This is a genomic window from Photobacterium japonica (genome assembly GCF_050337005.1).
GTDB lineage: Bacteria > Pseudomonadota > Gammaproteobacteria > Enterobacterales > Vibrionaceae > Photobacterium > Photobacterium japonica.
In genome coordinates, this window is the sequence record NZ_JAKJSN010000037.1 from 1 (window position 1) to 17344 (window position 17344).

14 protein-coding genes and 1 rRNA gene are annotated in these 17344 nt (G+C 48.6%); 7 read left to right on the forward strand and 8 right to left on the reverse strand.

The window, feature by feature from the left end:
- From L4C36_RS14910 to L4C36_RS14940, 7 genes are all read right to left on the reverse strand, one after another.
- Window positions 1–144 (reverse strand): 16S ribosomal RNA (locus L4C36_RS14910); the annotation flags it as partial.
- Window positions 145–577: 433 nt separating this feature from the next.
- Complete coding sequence (locus tag L4C36_RS14915; protein WP_428478597.1) at window positions 578–2404, reverse strand: extracellular solute-binding protein; 1827 nt, start codon at window positions 2402–2404, stop codon at window positions 578–580.
- A 109-nt stretch (window positions 2405–2513) separates the two neighbouring features.
- Window positions 2514–3350 carry an ABC transporter ATP-binding protein gene (locus L4C36_RS14920; RefSeq protein WP_428478598.1) on the reverse strand — a complete coding sequence of 279 codons (837 nt, stop codon included), beginning with the start codon at window positions 3348–3350 and terminating at the stop codon, window positions 2514–2516.
- 33 nt (window positions 3351–3383) lie between these two features.
- Window positions 3384–4250, reverse strand: coding sequence for an ABC transporter ATP-binding protein (locus L4C36_RS14925; RefSeq protein ID WP_428478599.1), 867 nt, complete (start codon window positions 4248–4250; stop codon window positions 3384–3386).
- A gap of 17 nt (window positions 4251–4267) precedes the next feature.
- Window positions 4268–6121, reverse strand: a complete 1854-nt coding sequence (locus tag L4C36_RS14930) for an extracellular solute-binding protein (protein WP_428478600.1) — start codon at window positions 6119–6121, stop codon at window positions 4268–4270.
- Window positions 6122–6146: 25 nt separating this feature from the next.
- Window positions 6147–7190, reverse strand: a complete 1044-nt coding sequence (locus tag L4C36_RS14935) for an ABC transporter permease (protein WP_428478601.1) — start codon at window positions 7188–7190, stop codon at window positions 6147–6149.
- A gap of 1 nt (window position 7191) precedes the next feature.
- Window positions 7192–8217, reverse strand: a complete 1026-nt coding sequence (locus L4C36_RS14940; RefSeq protein WP_428478602.1) for an ABC transporter permease subunit — start codon at window positions 8215–8217, stop codon at window positions 7192–7194.
- A gap of 819 nt (window positions 8218–9036) precedes the next feature.
- On the opposite strand from L4C36_RS14940, the gene L4C36_RS14945 reads away from it, so the two are divergent.
- The 7 genes from L4C36_RS14945 to L4C36_RS14975 all read left to right on the forward strand — a co-directional run bounded on the left by L4C36_RS14945 (window position 9037) and on the right by L4C36_RS14975 (window position 16676).
- Window positions 9037–11637 carry a TonB-dependent receptor plug domain-containing protein gene (locus L4C36_RS14945; protein WP_428478603.1) on the forward strand — a complete coding sequence of 867 codons (2601 nt, stop codon included), beginning with the start codon at window positions 9037–9039 and terminating at the stop codon, window positions 11635–11637.
- Between the two features lie 76 nt (window positions 11638–11713).
- Window positions 11714–12481 carry a DUF3450 domain-containing protein gene (locus L4C36_RS14950; RefSeq protein ID WP_428478604.1) on the forward strand — a complete coding sequence of 256 codons (768 nt, stop codon included), beginning with the start codon at window positions 11714–11716 and terminating at the stop codon, window positions 12479–12481.
- Window positions 12481–13842: a MotA/TolQ/ExbB proton channel family protein gene (locus tag L4C36_RS14955; RefSeq protein WP_428478605.1), complete on the forward strand. Its 1362-nt coding sequence runs from the start codon at window positions 12481–12483 to the stop codon at window positions 13840–13842. Before L4C36_RS14950 ends, L4C36_RS14955 begins: the two co-directional genes overlap by 1 nt.
- A 9-nt stretch (window positions 13843–13851) precedes the next feature.
- Complete coding sequence (locus tag L4C36_RS14960; protein WP_428478606.1) at window positions 13852–14379, forward strand: MotA/TolQ/ExbB proton channel family protein; 528 nt, start codon at window positions 13852–13854, stop codon at window positions 14377–14379.
- 25 nt (window positions 14380–14404) lie between these two features.
- Window positions 14405–14812, forward strand: coding sequence for an ExbD/TolR family protein (locus L4C36_RS14965; RefSeq protein WP_428478607.1), 408 nt, complete (start codon window positions 14405–14407; stop codon window positions 14810–14812).
- A 4-nt stretch (window positions 14813–14816) separates the two neighbouring features.
- Window positions 14817–15449 (forward strand): energy transducer TonB, encoded by a 633-nt coding sequence (locus L4C36_RS14970; RefSeq protein WP_428478608.1) that lies wholly within the window; start codon window positions 14817–14819, stop codon window positions 15447–15449.
- Between the two features lie 9 nt (window positions 15450–15458).
- Window positions 15459–16676 (forward strand): tetratricopeptide repeat protein, encoded by a 1218-nt coding sequence (locus tag L4C36_RS14975; protein ID WP_428478609.1) that lies wholly within the window; start codon window positions 15459–15461, stop codon window positions 16674–16676.
- A gap of 222 nt (window positions 16677–16898) precedes the next feature.
- Here the strand turns inward: L4C36_RS14975 and L4C36_RS14980 are convergent, their stop codons facing one another.
- The gene (locus L4C36_RS14980) at window positions 16899–17237 is read right to left on the reverse strand and encodes a hypothetical protein (protein ID WP_428478610.1); all 339 of its coding nucleotides are present in this window, start codon (window positions 17235–17237) and stop codon (window positions 16899–16901) included.
- Window positions 17238–17344 lie beyond the last annotated feature (107 nt).

Below are 17344 nucleotides of genomic sequence, written 5' to 3' on the forward strand. Positions count from 1 at the left end.
CACTAAGGCATGTTCCCAGGCATTACTCACCCGTCCGCCGCTCGTCAGCAAAAGAAGCAAGCTTCTTTCCTGTTACCGCTCGACTTGCATGTGTTAGGCCTGCCGCCAGCGTTCAATCTGAGCCATGATCAAACTCTTCAATTAAAAGTGTTTGCTGCTATAAATAGCGACTCAATGAAAAACTGTTTTTGTTCATTACCGAAGTAACGAACGAATTGACTGTGCCAAATCATAAGTAAACTTATCATTTGTATTGGTCACTCAGTATCATTGATAATTCTTTTGTTGACTATCATTTCACGAGTGCCCACACAGATTGCATGGTCAAATTGTTAAAGAACAATACTGAATTACGTCACCGGCTAGCGCCGCTGTCCGTGTCAGTGAGGTCGCATTATAGGGACTTCGCGCACGCTGACAAGTGTAAAAAGTAAAAAAAATGAATAAAAACGACCGACCGAGCAAAATACATACAAATATGATTTATCAGCATAAAAAATACAAAAAAAGGCACAGCGCATGCTGTGCCTTCGTGCCGCCATTACCCTTTTTTACCGCGAATAGATAATGACAACCACTATTGAGGTTTGTACTTCGTGTCCATTATCGTCACAGGTTCAAACGTCACACCTTTTTTCATCGCTTTTTTGGTTTCTTTCTTTAAATCGTTATCGATCCAATACTGCCCTAAGTCATACAGCCCACCAATGGTGAACAATAACTGAGATTTTTTTTGCATGGGTTGATCGGGGTATTTAATCCACCGCCAGTGCGCTTCTCGGGTATAAGGCGACATGACCCCTGGCACTATAACGGTAGCATCATGCACGATTTGTTGAATTTGACGTGATAAACGCGCTTTCTCTGTGGTAGAGAACGCGGTGCGAAACTCAATGATCAACTTATCAAGCTCTGGAGTCGCGAAATTTGTGAAGTTATTGTTTTGCGGCTTACCGGCATTATCACTGTGGAAATACCCCCAATATTGTGGTCTTGGGGATATGCCCATACCGTGATAAGAAATGTCATGCTTTTTTTCTAACACGTACTTGAAGGCAGACGAACCATCCACTAGGTTCATGACCAGTTCCAGTCCAGCGGCCTTAGCTTGCTCTCTCAAATACGCCAGTTGCGGGGTTTGCGTTTGATAACTGTACGTCACCGCAAAACTCAAACGTTGCTTCTTATCATTTTCACGAATGCCATCACTGCCAACAGTGGTAAAGCCTGCAGCTTCAAACGCCGCAATCGCTTTAGCGGGGTCAAACGGTAGTGGTGAAATACTCTCATTAGTAAAGGCGCCCGCCCCCACACCCAAACCATTCGGCTTACGGACAAAATCGCCGCGCAGCACATTTTTATTCAAACCGTCAACATCCAACGCCTGCGCAACGCCCTGACGGACCAAAATATCATCGAGTAATGGCTTATCCGTATTTAGCCAAAAGTTACCCGCCCCCACTTCCATCTGGTTATACCCCCAAAACTTGTGAATATAGCCTTTCTGGAACGGTTCGGTATTGGACTTATCATGCCAGAGCGCAGGGCGCCCCAATGAATACACATCCAGATCGCCCTTTTGAAAGTGCTTATAAGCAATATCGGAGTCACGGATCACTTTGACTCGTATTTTTTCCACATTATAACGGTTCTGATAGTAGCGGTTAGTGTAACCCCACCAGTCTTTCCCCGCGTGTTGCATTGTGATGGACTTGCCTTTCCTCACCTTACCGACATGGTATGCCCCGAGTGTCGGTTCTGCCTTAAAGTTAAATCGACGGACATAGTTGTCATCAACCCCGTCATTATTTTCATCTTTCGTTGGTTGATAAAAATGCGCAGGACGAGGTCGTAAACCATGCGCAAAGTACATTAAATCCGCTTTGTCTCTGGCCTTAGAAAACACCACTTCTAGCGTATGGTCATCTAACGCGGTAATACGATCGAGGTGTTCACTGTAGTAAGTGTTATACCATGGAGCCACGATATCTTTTGAACGATAAAAAGACAGCATATAGCTATAGTCAGAAGCCGTTAACGGCTTACCGTCAGACCACTTTGCAGCAGGGTTTAATTTAAAATAGATACTTTTGTTATCCTCCCCCACGGCCCAATGGGTCGCCACATCGGGAATGTACTTCAACGTATCAGGGTGACGCTGTAAAAGTTGCGGCTGGCCATCCAATAACCAAACGCGAAACGCCCCATTACTATCAGGGCCCGCTGTACGGAATGTTTGGGGGAAGCTGGGAATTTCCGTACGCAGTGTGCCACCAAATTGCGCCTCTGATGAAGCAAACAACGGTTCACTATTGTTGGTTTCCCACACGAGATTGTCAGGCACTGCCGCCCATGACAGGGCCGGCAATAGCATGGCTGTTACAAGTAAAGTCCGTCTCATCATCTTTTCTTCCTTTTCAGAGCCGCTTGTTATGCTGGCTTCTTGTCATTCTTATTGTTTTAACGCCGTGAACACCTTACGCGGGTTGATTCTCTGCCATTACACATGCTCACTAGGCGACATGGGGTTTCGTTTCCGCCCGTCGCTTACGTTTCCTGTCTTTCGGATGCGTGATCGGAATCGCCGAGAGCAATGTTTTGGTGTAATCCGCCTGAGGGTTAGCGTAAATCTCTTGTGCCGGGCCCATTTCAACGACTTTACCGAAGTACATCACCACCACATTATCAGAGATGTGTTTCACCACTGACAGGTCGTGAGAAATGAAGATGATCGCCAAGTTCATTTCTTTTTGCAGTTGCAGCAATAAGTTGAGGATCTGCGCCTGTACCGACACATCAAGTGCCGACACCGATTCATCACAAATCAACAGTTTGGGTTTAAGTGCAATCGCACGCGCAATACCGATCCGCTGACGCTGCCCGCCCGAGAACTCATGGGGATAACGGTTGACGGCGGTTTCTGGCAGCCCCACTTTTACCAGCAGTTCTTTCACCCATGTTTTACGTTCATTTGGCGTACCGACTTTGTGAATAATGAACGGCTCTTCCAGAATCATACCAATGGTATGGCGCTGATTAAGCGATTCCATTGGGTCTTGAAAGACAATCTGCATATCTTTGCGCAATGGGCGCATCGCTTTGGTCGATAAATCGGTGATGTCTTGGCCTTCGAAGAAAATCTTGCCTTCTGTCGGCTCATACAATTTTAAGATGGTACGGCCCAAGGTGCTTTTGCCACAGCCTGATTCCCCGACCAAGCCCAAGGTTTCACCTCGGGCAACGGAGAATGACACCCCATCAACGGCTTTCACGGTGTAGCCTTTTTTGAGGAGCCCTTTACCTGACACAAAATGCTGTTTGAGGTTTTCTATCCGTAATACTTCTGTCATAACGTCCTCTTTACATCGCCTCATTCCGTGGGCTTACCCTTTAAACTCAGGAAACAGTGACACATCAATCGGTTTAATCTCGATCGGCTGTTTTGGCTTGCTGTCCAAGCTGGGCATCAGCCCCATTAAGCGGGCGGTATAGGGGTGCTGCGGGTTATCGAACAGGTCAAAAATATCCGCAAATTCCACCACTTTCCCTGCGTACATCACGGCGACATCATCACAAATTTCCGCTACGACCCCCAAATCATGGGTAATAAAGATCATAGCCATGCCCGTTTCTTCCTGTAACTCATTCATCAGTTCCAGAATGGATGCCTGCACAGTCACATCCAACGCCGTTGTCGGCTCGTCACAAATAAGTATGTCAGGTTTACACGCCAGCGCCATGGCGATCATCACACGCTGACGCATGCCGCCCGACAAATTATGTGGGTATTCGTTGAGCCGCTTCTCCGGCATCGGGATTTTGACTTTTTTCAGCATCTCCAACGAATACGCATTGCGCTGGGCTTTATCCAAATCCGGACGGTGCAACTCCAGCACTTCATTGATCTGACGGCCAATGGTATGCACCGGGTTAAGCGCAGTCATCGGATCCTGAAAAATCACCGAGATCTTATTGCCACGCATGGCGTACATCTCTTCCGGCGGCAATGTCACCAAATCCGTACCGCGATATAAAATTTGCCCGTTGGTAATTTGCCCATACGGTTTCGGCAATAGCCCCATGATGGACATCGAGGTGACGCTTTTTCCACAACCGGACTCGCCCACCAATCCCAGTGTTCTGCCCTTTCGCACGTCAAAATTAACGCCATGAAGGATCTTCACTACGCCGTCGTCGGTGGTGAATTCCGTTTCTAAATCACGCACACTTAAAATGATATCGTCCTGCATCTCTCACCTCCCTACTGTTACGGCTTGTAGGTGTCGTCAACGACAACCACGGGTTCAAAGGTTTTCTTTTTCTTCATCGCTGATTTAGTTTGTTTTTTCACGTCCTTATCGATCCAGTACGTGCCCAGCGTGAGATACCCTTCATTAGAAAACAAGTATCGGGTGTCTTTCGTCATCGCGGGCGTAGGGAACTTCATCCAACGCCAGTACGCTTCACGGGTAAAGGGCGCCATGTAGCCCGGCACAATCACATGCGCGTCTGTCACCATTTGCTGGATCTCATGGGAGATCCTCTGCTTTTTAGCCGTGTTAAATTCCGCCAAATACGCTGCGATTTTTTCATCCATCACTGGCGAACGGAAGTTAGTGTGATTATTGGTTTGTGGCTTCGCATTCACCGAATGGAGGTATTCCCAATACGCTGGAATTTTCCCGCCGCCCATGGTCAGGTAAGCCAACTCATGTTTTTTCTCAAGAATGTATTTAAACGCCGATGAACCATCGACCAAGTTCAGTGTTAACTCCAAGCCAGCTTGCTTGGCCTGCTCTTTCAAGTACGCCACACGCGGCGTACGTGCGGGACGGCTGTATGTCACGGCGAAGGATAAACGCTGGCCTTCTTTATTGAGACGAATACCGTCTGCACCCATCTCGGTAAAGCCCGCCAATTCAAAGTATTCCACCGCTTTTTCAGGCTGAAAAGCCGGTGGGGTGCGTTCAGGGTGATCGTAGTCCCCATGTCCGGTGCCCAATCCATGCGATTTACGCAGGTAATCCCCTCGCAATACGTTTTTGATCAAACCATCAAAATCGGTCGCATAGGTGATCCCTTTCCGCACATTGAGATCATCGAGCATGGGCTTGGCGGTGTTCATCCACACGCCACCCGCACCTTGCACCACTTCGTTATAGCCCCACAATTTATGGATATAGCCATTTTGATACGATGTCGTGTTTGACTTGTCGTGCCATAACTCAGGTTGAATCAACCTAAAGGCATCTAAATCGCCTTTTTCAAAGTGCTTTTTCGCAATATCCGCATCACGGATCACGCGTAAACGGATCTTGTCCACGTTATAGCGATGCTGGTAATAACGATTGCTGTATCCCCACCAATCATCCCCGACGTGTTTAAAGGTCACACTCTTGCCTTTTTTCACTTTATCGAGGTAGTACGGCCCCGTGGTCGGCTCCGCTTTGAAATTAAATTTACGGACGAAGTTATCGTCCATGCCGTCGTTATTCTCATCCGTGATATTGGTAAAGAAGTGATCGGGACGCGGCTGCAAACCATTGCTTGGCAAGGTCATCATATACAGCAACTCATCATCACTTTTCGCCACTTTCGATGTGATCACGATCGTGTGCTCATCGATCTTCTCGACAGTGTCAATCTGGTTGGTGAAGAAATCGGTGTACCACGGATCAATAATGTCTTTTGACCGATAATACTTCAGCATGAAGACATAATCCCCTGCCGTCACCTTCTCGCCATCCGACCAACGTGCGTTCGGATCCAACTGGAAGTACACCGTTTTATGATCATCGCCAAACGCCCATGCTCGGGCTAACTGTGGGATCCATTTTCCGGTGTTCGGGTGGCGCTGCGCTAACTTCGGGGTTTCATCCATGAAATATTGGCGTAATCCTGAGTTCGCATCCGGCCCGACTGAGCGCAGAGTTTGCGGGAAGCTGCGCATAGAGTTACGGTATGTCCCCCCGCGCTTCGCGTCCGGAGACGCAAATAACGGCTCATCGAGGTTTGTCTCCCACGCAATATCAGCAGGCAACTGTGCCGCCCATAAAGAGGGGCTCAACGCCGTGATTGCGATCGCCAATGCCGACAGGGCGTACTTATTGTTATTTTTCATATGACATCCTTGTTTCGCCAAGCGATTACACGTAGCGCGTGAATTTTTTCGGATCAAACGCGGCACGGATCGCTTCACCGATAAACGTCACCATCACCAACACCAACACAATCGAGCTTACTACTGAGCCCACAATCCACGGTGAATCCAGGTTCGATTTACCCTGCTGCAACAACTCGCCCCAACTTGGTGTCGGAGGCATCAAGCCAAGTCCTAAATAATCCAACGCCGTCAGTGCTGTGATGTTAGCGGCAATGGTGAACGGCGCGAGCGTCACAATCATGACCATGGTATTGGGCAAAATATGGTTAAACAAAATACGTGCTGTTGACGCCCCCAATGCTTTGGCGGCCATGACATACTCACGTGCCGATTCTTTATAGGTCATGGTACGCATGTACCAAGTCATCCCCATCCACCCGAAGAGCACATTGATCCCGACAAACAATGAAAACGTGGGTTGGGTGATCGAGACGAGAATCATGATCACGTACAGGAACGGTACCATCGACCACACTTCAATCAGTCGCTGGACGAACAAATCAAACTTGCCACCGAAAAAGCCCATGGCACACCCGACAGCGGTACCAATGGCATAGGAGATCGCCATGGTCAGTAACGCAAAGCCCATCGCGGTACGGAAGCCATAAACAAGACGCGCCAAAATATCACGCCCGATAATATCGGTACCCAGATAATGCTTATTATCGGCACTCGGTGGATTGGGCGGATAATCACCGGAGAAATCCTGTTCATACGGGTTCCACGGCACAATCGGCATAATGACAAAGTTATCGCCACCTTCTGCCTCAAACGTCGTTTTCAGTAGGCGGTAATCGGCCTCACTGGCCTTGGGTTGACCAAATTCATTACCCAAGCGCACATCTGAAAAGACGGGGAAGCTGTACGACCCGTTATATTTCACCACCAGCGCTTTACTGTTGATCAGCAATTCAGCAAACAGCGATAACACGAGCAACACGGACAAAATAACGAATGACCAGTAACCACGCTTAATTTCCTTAAAGCGTTTGATCTTTTTTAGCGTTAGGGGATTAAGATTCAACATATTAAGCTCCAAACTTCACGCGAGGGTCGACCAAGGCCACACACACATCCGACAAAATATTCCCGATCAACAGCATCACAGCATTAATCGCCACAATCCCCATCACTACCGGATAATCACGTTCAATAATGGATTCATACCCCAGCAGGCCAATACCATCGATATTGAAGATCACCTCTATCAAGAAAGAACCGGTCATGAAGAACAACAATGAATTACCGAAATGGCTGGCAATCGGAATTAAACTATTTCGCAGTGCATGTTTACGTACGGCTTGCTGGAAAGGCAGGCCTTTAGCAATCGCAGTCCGGATATAATCTGAAGACAGATTTTCCATCAGGTTATTTTTCATGGTCATGGTGAGCGTAGCGAAGTCACCGATCAAATAACAGATCAGCGGTAATACCGCATGCCACATCACATCTTTGGCGCGTTCAAGCACGGTTTCATAGTCATCAAAATCATCCCCGACAAACCCGCCCATCGGAAACCATTCCAAGTGATAACTGAACAAAGTGATCAACAACACACCCACCACATAACCGGGCAAGGCATAGCCGACGAAAATCAGGATAGACGAACCAGAATCAAACACCGAACCGTGTTTAAGTGCTTTGTAATAACCGAGCGGAATAGAAATGAAGTAACTAATAAAGAAAGTCATTCCGCCATAAAAGAGAGAAACCGGGAGGCGCTCCGCGATCATATCGTAGACCGGCTCGTAGTAGCGCGTCGACTCACCAAAATCGAGCACCATCAATTTGCTGACCCAATCAATATAGGCTTCAGCCACTGGCTTATCTAAGCCATAAAACGCATTTAACTCTGCGATTTGATCTTCAGAGAGGGCAGAATTACCACCTGCAGAGGTCATTGCAGCAGCGCCATCCCCTTGTGCCTGCATATTCGCAAGCATTCTTTCTACTGGGCCTCCAGGCACAAATCGTGTGATAGTAAAAATTAAAATCGTAATGCCGAGAAACGTCGGGATCACCAACGCCATACGACGTAGAAAATATGACAACATACTTACATCAACTCCATGTCTATTCGGCGGAGACAGACAGATGCATGGCTTATTTCACCTTTGCCTGCTTATCAGCTCGCAATTCACCATGAATATTTGCTCATCCTGAACAATTTCACTTTCTCAGCATCCAACTTGAACACCATTTATTTTTCTTAACGCCATAATTACAGTGATTTGTACCTGCCATCAAGTTAGCTTAACTATTTTGACCCAATCGTGTCACATTTTGCGACCAATGTGCTTCAACGGTAAATAAAAGATAAAAATCTAAAAACACCCTCAAAAACAGCGCAATAACACCACATACAAACAAGGCCAATAGCGCAAAAACATGACAATTTGATGAACCCTTCCTCGTACCAGCTAATACCCTGTAAGCACAATGCACGGTAAAAAGCCCAACCCACAAGGGATGAGAATGATTAACATTATATACCCTTAAGGAATTTACCCATCAACTGACCAACTTGTTAATTTACGGTTAATAAAACCACCGGCAGCATAAAATACAGTGAATTGAACCATTATTTAGATCTAACACGACATTTACCAAGCCTTTCAACAAATCCATCAAAACCCATTCACAATTAATCAATAATCCCTCTATAAGTAACAGAGTCGACAATAAATTTTGTAATAGTTAAATACGCAGCATTTAATATTGTTTTATTATTTCTTGCACATAAAACTCACTGGTTTGACTTCAAGTTTCAGCTTCATGTATATCTTCCATACAACGTTAACGAAACGTTAATGTTCGCTTCGGCAATTGACTGCCGGGTACAGGAAGAATAATAAAGAAATGGAGCAGCAAGGATGAATAAAAAGACAACAGCCTTATCTGTTGCTATCAGTCTGGCGCTGGGATCGAGTTTTGTCGCCTCAGCCGCTTATGCTGAAGAACAGCAAGTAGAAAAACTTCAAAAGATGAAAGTAACCGGTTCTCGTTTGACGCGAGCTTCCATGGAAGGAAGTACACCCGTTGCTGTTATTGGCCGCGCAGAAATTGAACGTGCGGGTGATGTGTCGATTGCCGATGTACTGCGCAAAACCTCTTACAACTCATTCGGCTCTTACAGTGAAAGTTCGGGTAGCTCATGGCAGAGTCAGGCGACCGTCTCCCTACGAGGCCTAGGCGCATCACGTACCCTCGTACTGGTAAACGGTAAACGTCTTCCTGGTTCTGCGACCATGGGTGGCGGTGCTGCGAACATTAACGTGATCCCTGCTGCTATCGTTGAACGCGTTGAAGTCATGGCCGACGGCGGCTCTGCGGTCTACGGTTCTGATGCTGTAGCCGGTGTCGTCAACATCATCCTGAAAGATGAATTTGATGGCCTGAACGTCACCGTGGGTGGCGGTATCCCTTCTCGTGAAGGCGGCGATGAGAAGAATGTCTCCTTCGTGGCGGGTACGTCTGGCGAAAAAGGCAACATTTATTTCTCGTTTGAGCATGACTCAAAAGATGAAATCTACCTGCGTGACCGTGATTACCTCCGCTCGACAAATACCGACTCTTCAAACTTTTTTGACATGTCTGGCGTGAGTATCTTTGGCCGCAATGTGTACCACAATGGCGAACTAAAGCCGATTGCAGGCTCATTCGACGCAGCTACAGGCAAGTGTAACGGTGACGGTTTTGTTGGCGTAACTAACTACCCAGGCCTGGGCGACATGTGTGGTTACGACTACACAGCAGAGGCTGCACAGAGTGCCTCTCTAGAGCGTAATACCGTCTTTGTTAACGGTAACTTGTTCCTGACTGACACAACGACCTTTAACTCGCAAATTTTGCTAAGCCGTAACGAAAGCTTTGGTCGTTTCGCCCCTGCGGCAGGCCTTTTCTCTGTAGACCCCACCACGGCCGGTGGTGCGGACTTCTTCGCTGATAATGGCTTAGATCCTGCAGCAGGTCCGGCATCGGTGTACTACCGTTTCACAAACGTAGGTACTCGTGATACCAGCGTGACGGACTTTCAGGCCGACATGAAATTTGGTCTCGATGGCAGCGTTGAGACTGACGCTGTGGGTGAAATCATCTGGGATGCGGGCTACCACCTGAACTTCTCTAACAGCCAAGAGCGCGGTACCGGTTACGTCCTTCGTCCTGCGGTTGAAGCCTTGGTGGATGAAGGTGAATTCCAAAACGGTGAGTTCAGCGCCAGCGCTACCGACGACTTAGCCGCGAACACCTCGCGTGAAAGCCAGATGGAAATGCACCAGTTCAATGCCGGTTTGCAGTTCGATGTAGCTGAAGTGGGTGATATCACCATCCCACTGTACGTCGGTACGGAATACACGACTTATGATTATTTCGACCATTACGATGCACAAAGTGAAGCGGGCAACATTATCGGCAGCGCGGGTAACTCTGCCGGTGGCGACCGTACGACTTATGCGTTCTTTGCAGAATCATTGATTGCCTTCACCGATGAGCTGGAAATGAACATTGCCGCGCGTTATGACCACTACAGTGATTTCGGTAGCTCTGTATCACCAAAAGTCTCGTTCCGCTACCAGCCACTGGACAACTTGATGTTCCGTGCCGGTGCAGGCCTAGGCTTCCGTGCGCCATCCCTGTCTAACCTTTACGGTGCAGACAGCGAATCAAACGACTACGCCAAAGACTACGTGTACTGTGAAGCCAATGGCATTTCCGATGCCGATTGCCCAGAGAAACAGTACAGCACCACACGTACCTCGAACGAAGATTTGGATGCGGAAAAGTCACGCTCATTTAACTTCGGGATCAGCTACTCGCCGGTTGATGATTTGGATCTGACATTGGATTACTACAACATCCAAATTGAAGACACCATCGTCATGAACACGCTGCAAAGCATGATTGATCAAGAACGTAACACGGGCTCGACTAATCCAAACGTTGTTCGTGATGATAACGGTAACATTGTCAGTGCGACAGTACCGCTTTCAAACATTGGTACGCTGAACACTTCCGGTATCGATTTTAAAGCGAACTACATCTACGACCTAGACTGGGGTTCAATTCGTTACGACTTTAGCGGTTCATATGTACTTGAATATGAATCACCAGAGTTTGTTAACGGCCCAACCAACAACAAAATTGGCCGTAATGGCCTACCACAGTACCGTTTCCAAACCGGTGTTGGCCTGAATGCGTTCGACGATCATGACGTGTACCTGTCGGCGGATCACATTGCCGACCAAGCACAAGATGTTGACAAGGACTACAACCAGACGGGTCACATTTCAAGCCAAACGGTTTGGAACGTTGCCTACAACTACCAAGCCCCATGGGATGCACGCTTCACCGCAGGTGTACGTAACATGTTTGATGAAGATCCAAGCTTTGAATCTGACGACGTCACTTACAACAGTGATCTCTACAGTATCCAGGGTCGTGTCTTCTTCGTGAAATACTCACAAGACTTCTAATAATAAACACCTGACGCGGGTCATCGTGCCCGCGTCCTTTTTACCGACTGACTAACACAATGACAAGGATGCAACTATGACGTTAAAGGACTTTGGCGTAAGTGCAATCACTGCCGCCATTCTCACCCTCAGCGCCAGCGCACTGGCTGCCCCTTCTGGCACTGTCGTTGCGACACAGGCAAAAGCCGACAAAACCGCGGCGGCCTCGCAGGCAAAAGTGGACAACTATGCAGACAGTACCGAAGCCATGCTGGCAGAGTACAAAGGCATTTTGCGCCAACTGGACAGCATGAAGGTCTATAACGAGCAGATCGGCCGTATGGTTGATTCGCAACAAGGTGAACTGGATTCACTGACACGTCAAATCGCGCAAATTGACCAAACCGCGATGGAAATTGTGCCACTCACTCTCAAGATGATCGATGCACTTGATGAGTTTGTCGCACTCGACCTCCCTTTCCAAAACGACGAGCGCAGTATTCGCATCAACGAACTGCGTAAATTGATGGATCGTGCTGACGTCACCACGTCAGAAAAATTCCGTAAAGTGATGGAGGCTTACCAAATTGAAGAAGGCTTCTCACGCTCGATTGAATCTTACAAGGCCAGCCTAGAACGCGATGGCGAAACCTTGACCTATGACTTCCTTCGCATTGGCCGTACTGCACTCCTTTACCAATCTCCGGACGGCGGTGAAACAGGCATGTGGAACCAAACCACGCGTCAATGGGAAATCCTGCCACAAAGTTACCGTATCGCGGTACAACAAGGCCTACGTATAGCGAAGAAGCAAGCGCCACCGGCCTTGATTAAGCTACCTGTATTTGCTGGGGAGGAAGGATAATGAAAGGATTCAAATCATTGGCTGCGGCCCTATTGACCGCACTGGTTATCGCCGCACCGGCTCAGGCCGACACACCGGCATCATTAGCCGAACTGCTTAAATCGGTGAAAGCCGAAAGTATTGTTGAGTCAAAAGAAAACAAACAACGTGAAGCGGAGTTCCGTTCCGATCGTAATCAGCAAGCCGCGCTGCTTAAACAAGCCCGTGCTGAACTAAAAGTCACCACTGAACGCGGCGAGCAACTCAAGGCGGCCTTTGACGACAACGATAAGCAACTCACTGAACTGACAGACACTCTGCGCCAGCGCTCTGGCACCTTAGGCGAAATGTTTGGTGTGGTTCGTCAGTACGCAGGCGAGTTTAAAGGCCTGTTTGCGGCGTCACAAAACGCCGTCCAGTTCCCTGAGCGTAACGCCCTACTGACCAAACTGGCTGAAAGTAAAGAGCTGCCATCAACGCAAGAGCTGGAAGGTTTCTGGCACACCATTTTGCAGCAAGTGATTGTATCGGGTAACACCACCACCACACCGGCTACCGTCGTGTACGGTGAAGGCAAAGAAGCCGTCAGTGATGTCACCATCATTGGTGAATTTAACGCCATTGCTGATGGCAAGTATGTCACTTACGTCCCGCAGACCGGCAAGTTTGAAGAACTGTCTCGTCAGCCAACCAAAAACATCATGCGTAACATCCCTGGCTTTGAAGCCGCCAACGGTAGCTACGAGCCATTGTTTATTGACCCGTCTCGCGGTGTGATTTTGTCGCTGCTGGTACAAAGTCCAACCGTACAAGAACGTATCGACCAAGGGGGTATCGTGGGTTACGTGATCCTAGGTATGGGTGCGTTAGGTGCATTGATTGCTCTCTTCTGTTTCCTACGTCTGACGATCATCGGCGCCAAAATGCGTAAGCAAACCAAGACTGACAAAGTGCTGAAAGACAACCCTCTGGGTGAGATCATGGAAGCCTACTTAGGTCATAAAGGCGATAACCTTGAAGATCTTGAAGCGAAAATGGATGAAGTCATCCTGCGTAATGCCCCGAGCATTGAGCGTTTCGTTGTCTCGATCAAACTGTTTGCCTCGGTGGCTCCGCTACTCGGCCTACTGGGTACGGTAATGGGGATGATCGGCACCTTCCAGGCGATTACCTTGTTTGGTACCGGTGACCCGAAACTGATGGCAGGGGGTATCTCTGAAGCCCTTGTGACAACCATGCTAGGCCTTGTTGTCGCTATTCCACTGCTGTTCTGCTACACCCTCGTACACAGCAAGAGCCGCCGTCTGGTGCAAATGCTGGAAGAGCAAAGTGCAGGCTTTATCGCGCGTTACCAGGAAAAACTGCACGCTGCCGACAGCTAAGGAGGCACTATGTGGTGGTTAATTGAAGAACTCGAGTCAATACGACGCTTCCTCGGTATGGGTGGGGATGTCTTAATGGCCATCTTCGTCCTCAGCTTTATGTTATGGACGGTGCTGCTAGAACGCTGGTTTTATTTTGCCGCCGTGCTACCCAGAGCCATCAAGAAGGCAGAGGCTGCTTGGGCAGCCCGTACTGAACACAAAAGCTGGAACGCCAAAGCCATCCGTCAGGAAATGGTTTCCTTGCAGGATGTTGAAAACAAACGAGGATTGCCGATTGTCAAAGTGCTGATTGCACTGTGTCCACTACTGGGGTTACTCGGTACCGTGGTCGGTATGATTCAAGTATTTGATATTTTGGCGGTAACAGGAACAGGAAGCCCCCGCGCCATGGCGTCGGGGATCTCAAAGGCAACAATTCCAACGCTGGCAGGTATGGTCGCTTCTCTTTCGGGGCTGTTTTTCAGCTCACGACTCGACCACCTGGCTAAGGTCTCCACGCAGAAGCTGGAAGATAAGTTGAAGCATATTGCCTGAGTAAACGGAATGAGAGGGATAGGTCATGAAAAGACGCTACAGCAGCGATAGCAGTGACGAAGCAGCGATCGATATGACACCGATGCTCGACATCGTATTTATCATGTTGATCTTCTTTATCGTAACAACATCATTTGTCAAAGAAGCCGGTATCGACGTCAACCGCCCAAGCGCCAATACCGCACAAACGGTGAAGAAAGGGAACATCATGGTCGCCGTCGGTGCATCGGGTGATGTATGGGTCGACAAACGCCGTGTAGAGGTGGATGCCGTACGTGCCAACATTGAACGTCTGCGCGCTGAAAGCCCAGATGGTGCCGTGGTGATTCAGGCTGATGAAGAAGCCAAATCCGGTATTGTCGTGAAGGTGATGGACCAGATCAGAATGGCAGGTGTACAAAGCATCTCCATTGCCGCAACCAATAAGGATTAAGCCTATGCGGTATCTGGCCTCATTAGCACTGGCGCTCGTTGTCTCCCTGGCATTGTTCTGGGGGATGGACAAGCTAGTAAACAAAGAGCGCCACGAGCTAACGTCGAATGAAGACTTACGCATGGTCGACTTCATTCGCGTTAAACCCGATGAAAAACTACAGGAGAAAAAACGCGAGCTGCCAAAGCCGCCGCCACCCAAACGTCCACCACCACCGCCTGAGATGAAAGTCATGTCAACGGTCAAACCGGTGATGGAGCAGATGCCTATGGACATGCCCAAGCTGGATTTGCCGGTCAATGTCACAGGGGGTTCCGTACTTGGCCATTACAGCCAAGGCGGTGGCGCACAAGTTAAAGGCAGCGGTGGTCCAATGCCACTGGCGACCTTCCAGCCACAAATGCCACGTAAAGCCGCCCGTTCAGGATTGGAAAAAGGCGTGGTACTGGTGGAGTTCACGGTCAATGCCCGTGGTGGTGTCGAAAATGTGAAGGTACTCAAAGAGTCCCCGCGCAAACTGGGCTTGGGCAAAGCGGCGCGTAAAGCGGTATCGAAATGGACCTTCAAACCGAAACAGGTCGATGGCAAACCCGTTAGCGCACGTCTTTCACAAGAAATTGAGTTCTCGGTAAACTAGGAGTCAACAATGAAGAAATATTATCAACATTTGCTGGCTTCTTTCATCTTGCTATCCGGTGCCCTCGCGGCGCCGGCACTGGCCAGCACCCCAGAACTGAGTGATCGTACCTTCCGTACCGTCAACAAAGTGCAAGAGTTGATTGCCAAAGAACGCTACAGTGATGCCATCGCAAGACTGAACAAAGCGATCAATAGCTCAGGCAAGAAAGAGTATGATCGTGCTGTTTTACTGCAACAGATGGGCTTTTTATATTCACTGCAAGATAATTACCCAAAAGCGGCGGAGTATTTCACGAAGTCGCTAAAAACCAATGCCCTGCCGGTGCCCGTGGCCCAGCAGGTGCGCTACAGCCTTGCGCAGTTGTTATTGGCAGAAGGCAACTTCAAGCAGTCCGTAAAAACCATGAAGCAGTGGTTTGAGGTGGCAAAAACCACCGATGAAAAACCACAGGCCCATGCGTATATCACACTCGCCAGTGCGTATGTACAGCTCGAAGATTACCGTAACGCCATTGCCCCGACGAAAAAGGCCATTGCCATGAGCAAGAAGCCGAGTGAGTCGTGGTATGTGCTGCTGATGGCCGCTCACTATGAGCTTAAGCAGTTCAAAAGTGTCGCGGGGGTACTTAAAACCCTGACCACCAAGTATCCGAAGAAAAAGCAGTATTGGATGCAGTTGTCAGGGATTTACATGGAATTAAATCAGGAGAAAAACTCACTGGCTACGCTAGAGCTTGCCCATAAATTTGGCCTGCTTAGCGAGGAGAAAGAGTTACTTCGCTTGACCAACTTCCAAGCCTATTTGGGGATCCCGTATCGTGCGGCCAAAACGCTAGAAGATGAAATGGGGAAAGGCACCATTGCCCGTACCGCGAAAAACCAAGATAAATTGGGTAACTACTGGCAACAAGCCAAAGCGCTCGACGATGCCATTATTGCGTATCGTAAAGCCTATGACATGAAGCCAACGGTAAAAACGCAGATGAAGATTGCCCGTCTGATGATTCAAGACAAGCAATACAAATCAGCCACACAATTTACCTTGAAAGCGGCACCCGATGCGAAAGGGGATGACAAAGCGGAATTAGCCTACCTACGTGGCATGGCCTATTTCGAGTTGGAACAACCGACTAACGCACTGAAAGCGATGAAAACGGCGGCACAATCAAAAGAAATGCAAGCGATCGCCGGTCCTTGGATCAACTTCTTACAAGACCAAAGCTAAACCGGTTATCGGTTCATCCTCGGTCAATGCCCCAGCCAGCGCCACTTATACATTGCGCGCTGGGGCTCTCAACACATTATTGAATCTCTGTGTGAGTCAGTCACACTGTTTTGGGAAGCATACGCTTCCCTTTTTTTATGCGTGAATGTCCTGACTTTCTTCAGCATGACGCCCTCTCAATATCACCCCGTCACCTCTTCGCCTCATTATGCAGTTTACGGCTTATTGCTCGGCTTCGCGGCGTACACTGGCGATCACTTCCGGGTGGTCATCGGTATCCATCATCTCAGTGGCGCCTGAATGGACAGGCTGCGTGTCTGCTAATTGGATTGCTTGACGCTGTGTCATGTCCTCTAAGGTCGACACATTCGCTTGCGTCACCGTTGAAGCAATCTGCCCCTCTAATTCAGCCGTGATCGTGCTTATCGCTTCAACCTTTTGCATCTGCATTTGTGTATCCAAATCATGTTGCCACCCCCTATCGGCTTGGGCATGCACAGGCGCACTCAATACCATTGCCATCCATACACCCACCACTGTACCCACAATTGTCTTACTCATCGCTCGCTCCTGTACGCTGCTTATCACCTGCTTATCCCCCTACTGCCTGTCATGGTGGGCAGGTATGCCTAGTTACCTTGCAGACTAACTATTGCAGTATACGTGCC

What these genes read in the sequence shown, in the direction of transcription:
- L4C36_RS14930 (WP_428478600.1), bottom strand. Translation starts at nt 6,121, where the DNA reads ATGAAAAATAACAATAAGTACGCCCTGTCGGCATTGGCGATCGCAATC.
- L4C36_RS14975 (WP_428478609.1), top strand. Translation starts at nt 15,459, where the DNA reads ATGAAGAAATATTATCAACATTTGCTGGCTTCTTTCATCTTGCTATCC.
- L4C36_RS14915 (WP_428478597.1), bottom strand. Translation starts at nt 2,404, where the DNA reads ATGATGAGACGGACTTTACTTGTAACAGCCATGCTATTGCCGGCCCTG.
- L4C36_RS14970 (WP_428478608.1), top strand. Translation starts at nt 14,817, where the DNA reads ATGCGGTATCTGGCCTCATTAGCACTGGCGCTCGTTGTCTCCCTGGCA.
- L4C36_RS14965 (WP_428478607.1), top strand. Translation starts at nt 14,405, where the DNA reads ATGAAAAGACGCTACAGCAGCGATAGCAGTGACGAAGCAGCGATCGAT.
- L4C36_RS14980 (WP_428478610.1), bottom strand. Translation starts at nt 17,237, where the DNA reads ATGAGTAAGACAATTGTGGGTACAGTGGTGGGTGTATGGATGGCAATG.
- L4C36_RS14935 (WP_428478601.1), bottom strand. Translation starts at nt 7,190, where the DNA reads ATGTTGAATCTTAATCCCCTAACGCTAAAAAAGATCAAACGCTTTAAG.
- L4C36_RS14950 (WP_428478604.1), top strand. Translation starts at nt 11,714, where the DNA reads ATGACGTTAAAGGACTTTGGCGTAAGTGCAATCACTGCCGCCATTCTC.
- L4C36_RS14955 (WP_428478605.1), top strand. Translation starts at nt 12,481, where the DNA reads ATGAAAGGATTCAAATCATTGGCTGCGGCCCTATTGACCGCACTGGTT.
- L4C36_RS14920 (WP_428478598.1), bottom strand. Translation starts at nt 3,350, where the DNA reads ATGACAGAAGTATTACGGATAGAAAACCTCAAACAGCATTTTGTGTCA.
- L4C36_RS14960 (WP_428478606.1), top strand. Translation starts at nt 13,852, where the DNA reads ATGTGGTGGTTAATTGAAGAACTCGAGTCAATACGACGCTTCCTCGGT.
- L4C36_RS14940 (WP_428478602.1), bottom strand. Translation starts at nt 8,217, where the DNA reads ATGTTGTCATATTTTCTACGTCGTATGGCGTTGGTGATCCCGACGTTT.
- L4C36_RS14925 (WP_428478599.1), bottom strand. Translation starts at nt 4,250, where the DNA reads ATGCAGGACGATATCATTTTAAGTGTGCGTGATTTAGAAACGGAATTC.
- L4C36_RS14945 (WP_428478603.1), top strand. Translation starts at nt 9,037, where the DNA reads ATGAATAAAAAGACAACAGCCTTATCTGTTGCTATCAGTCTGGCGCTG.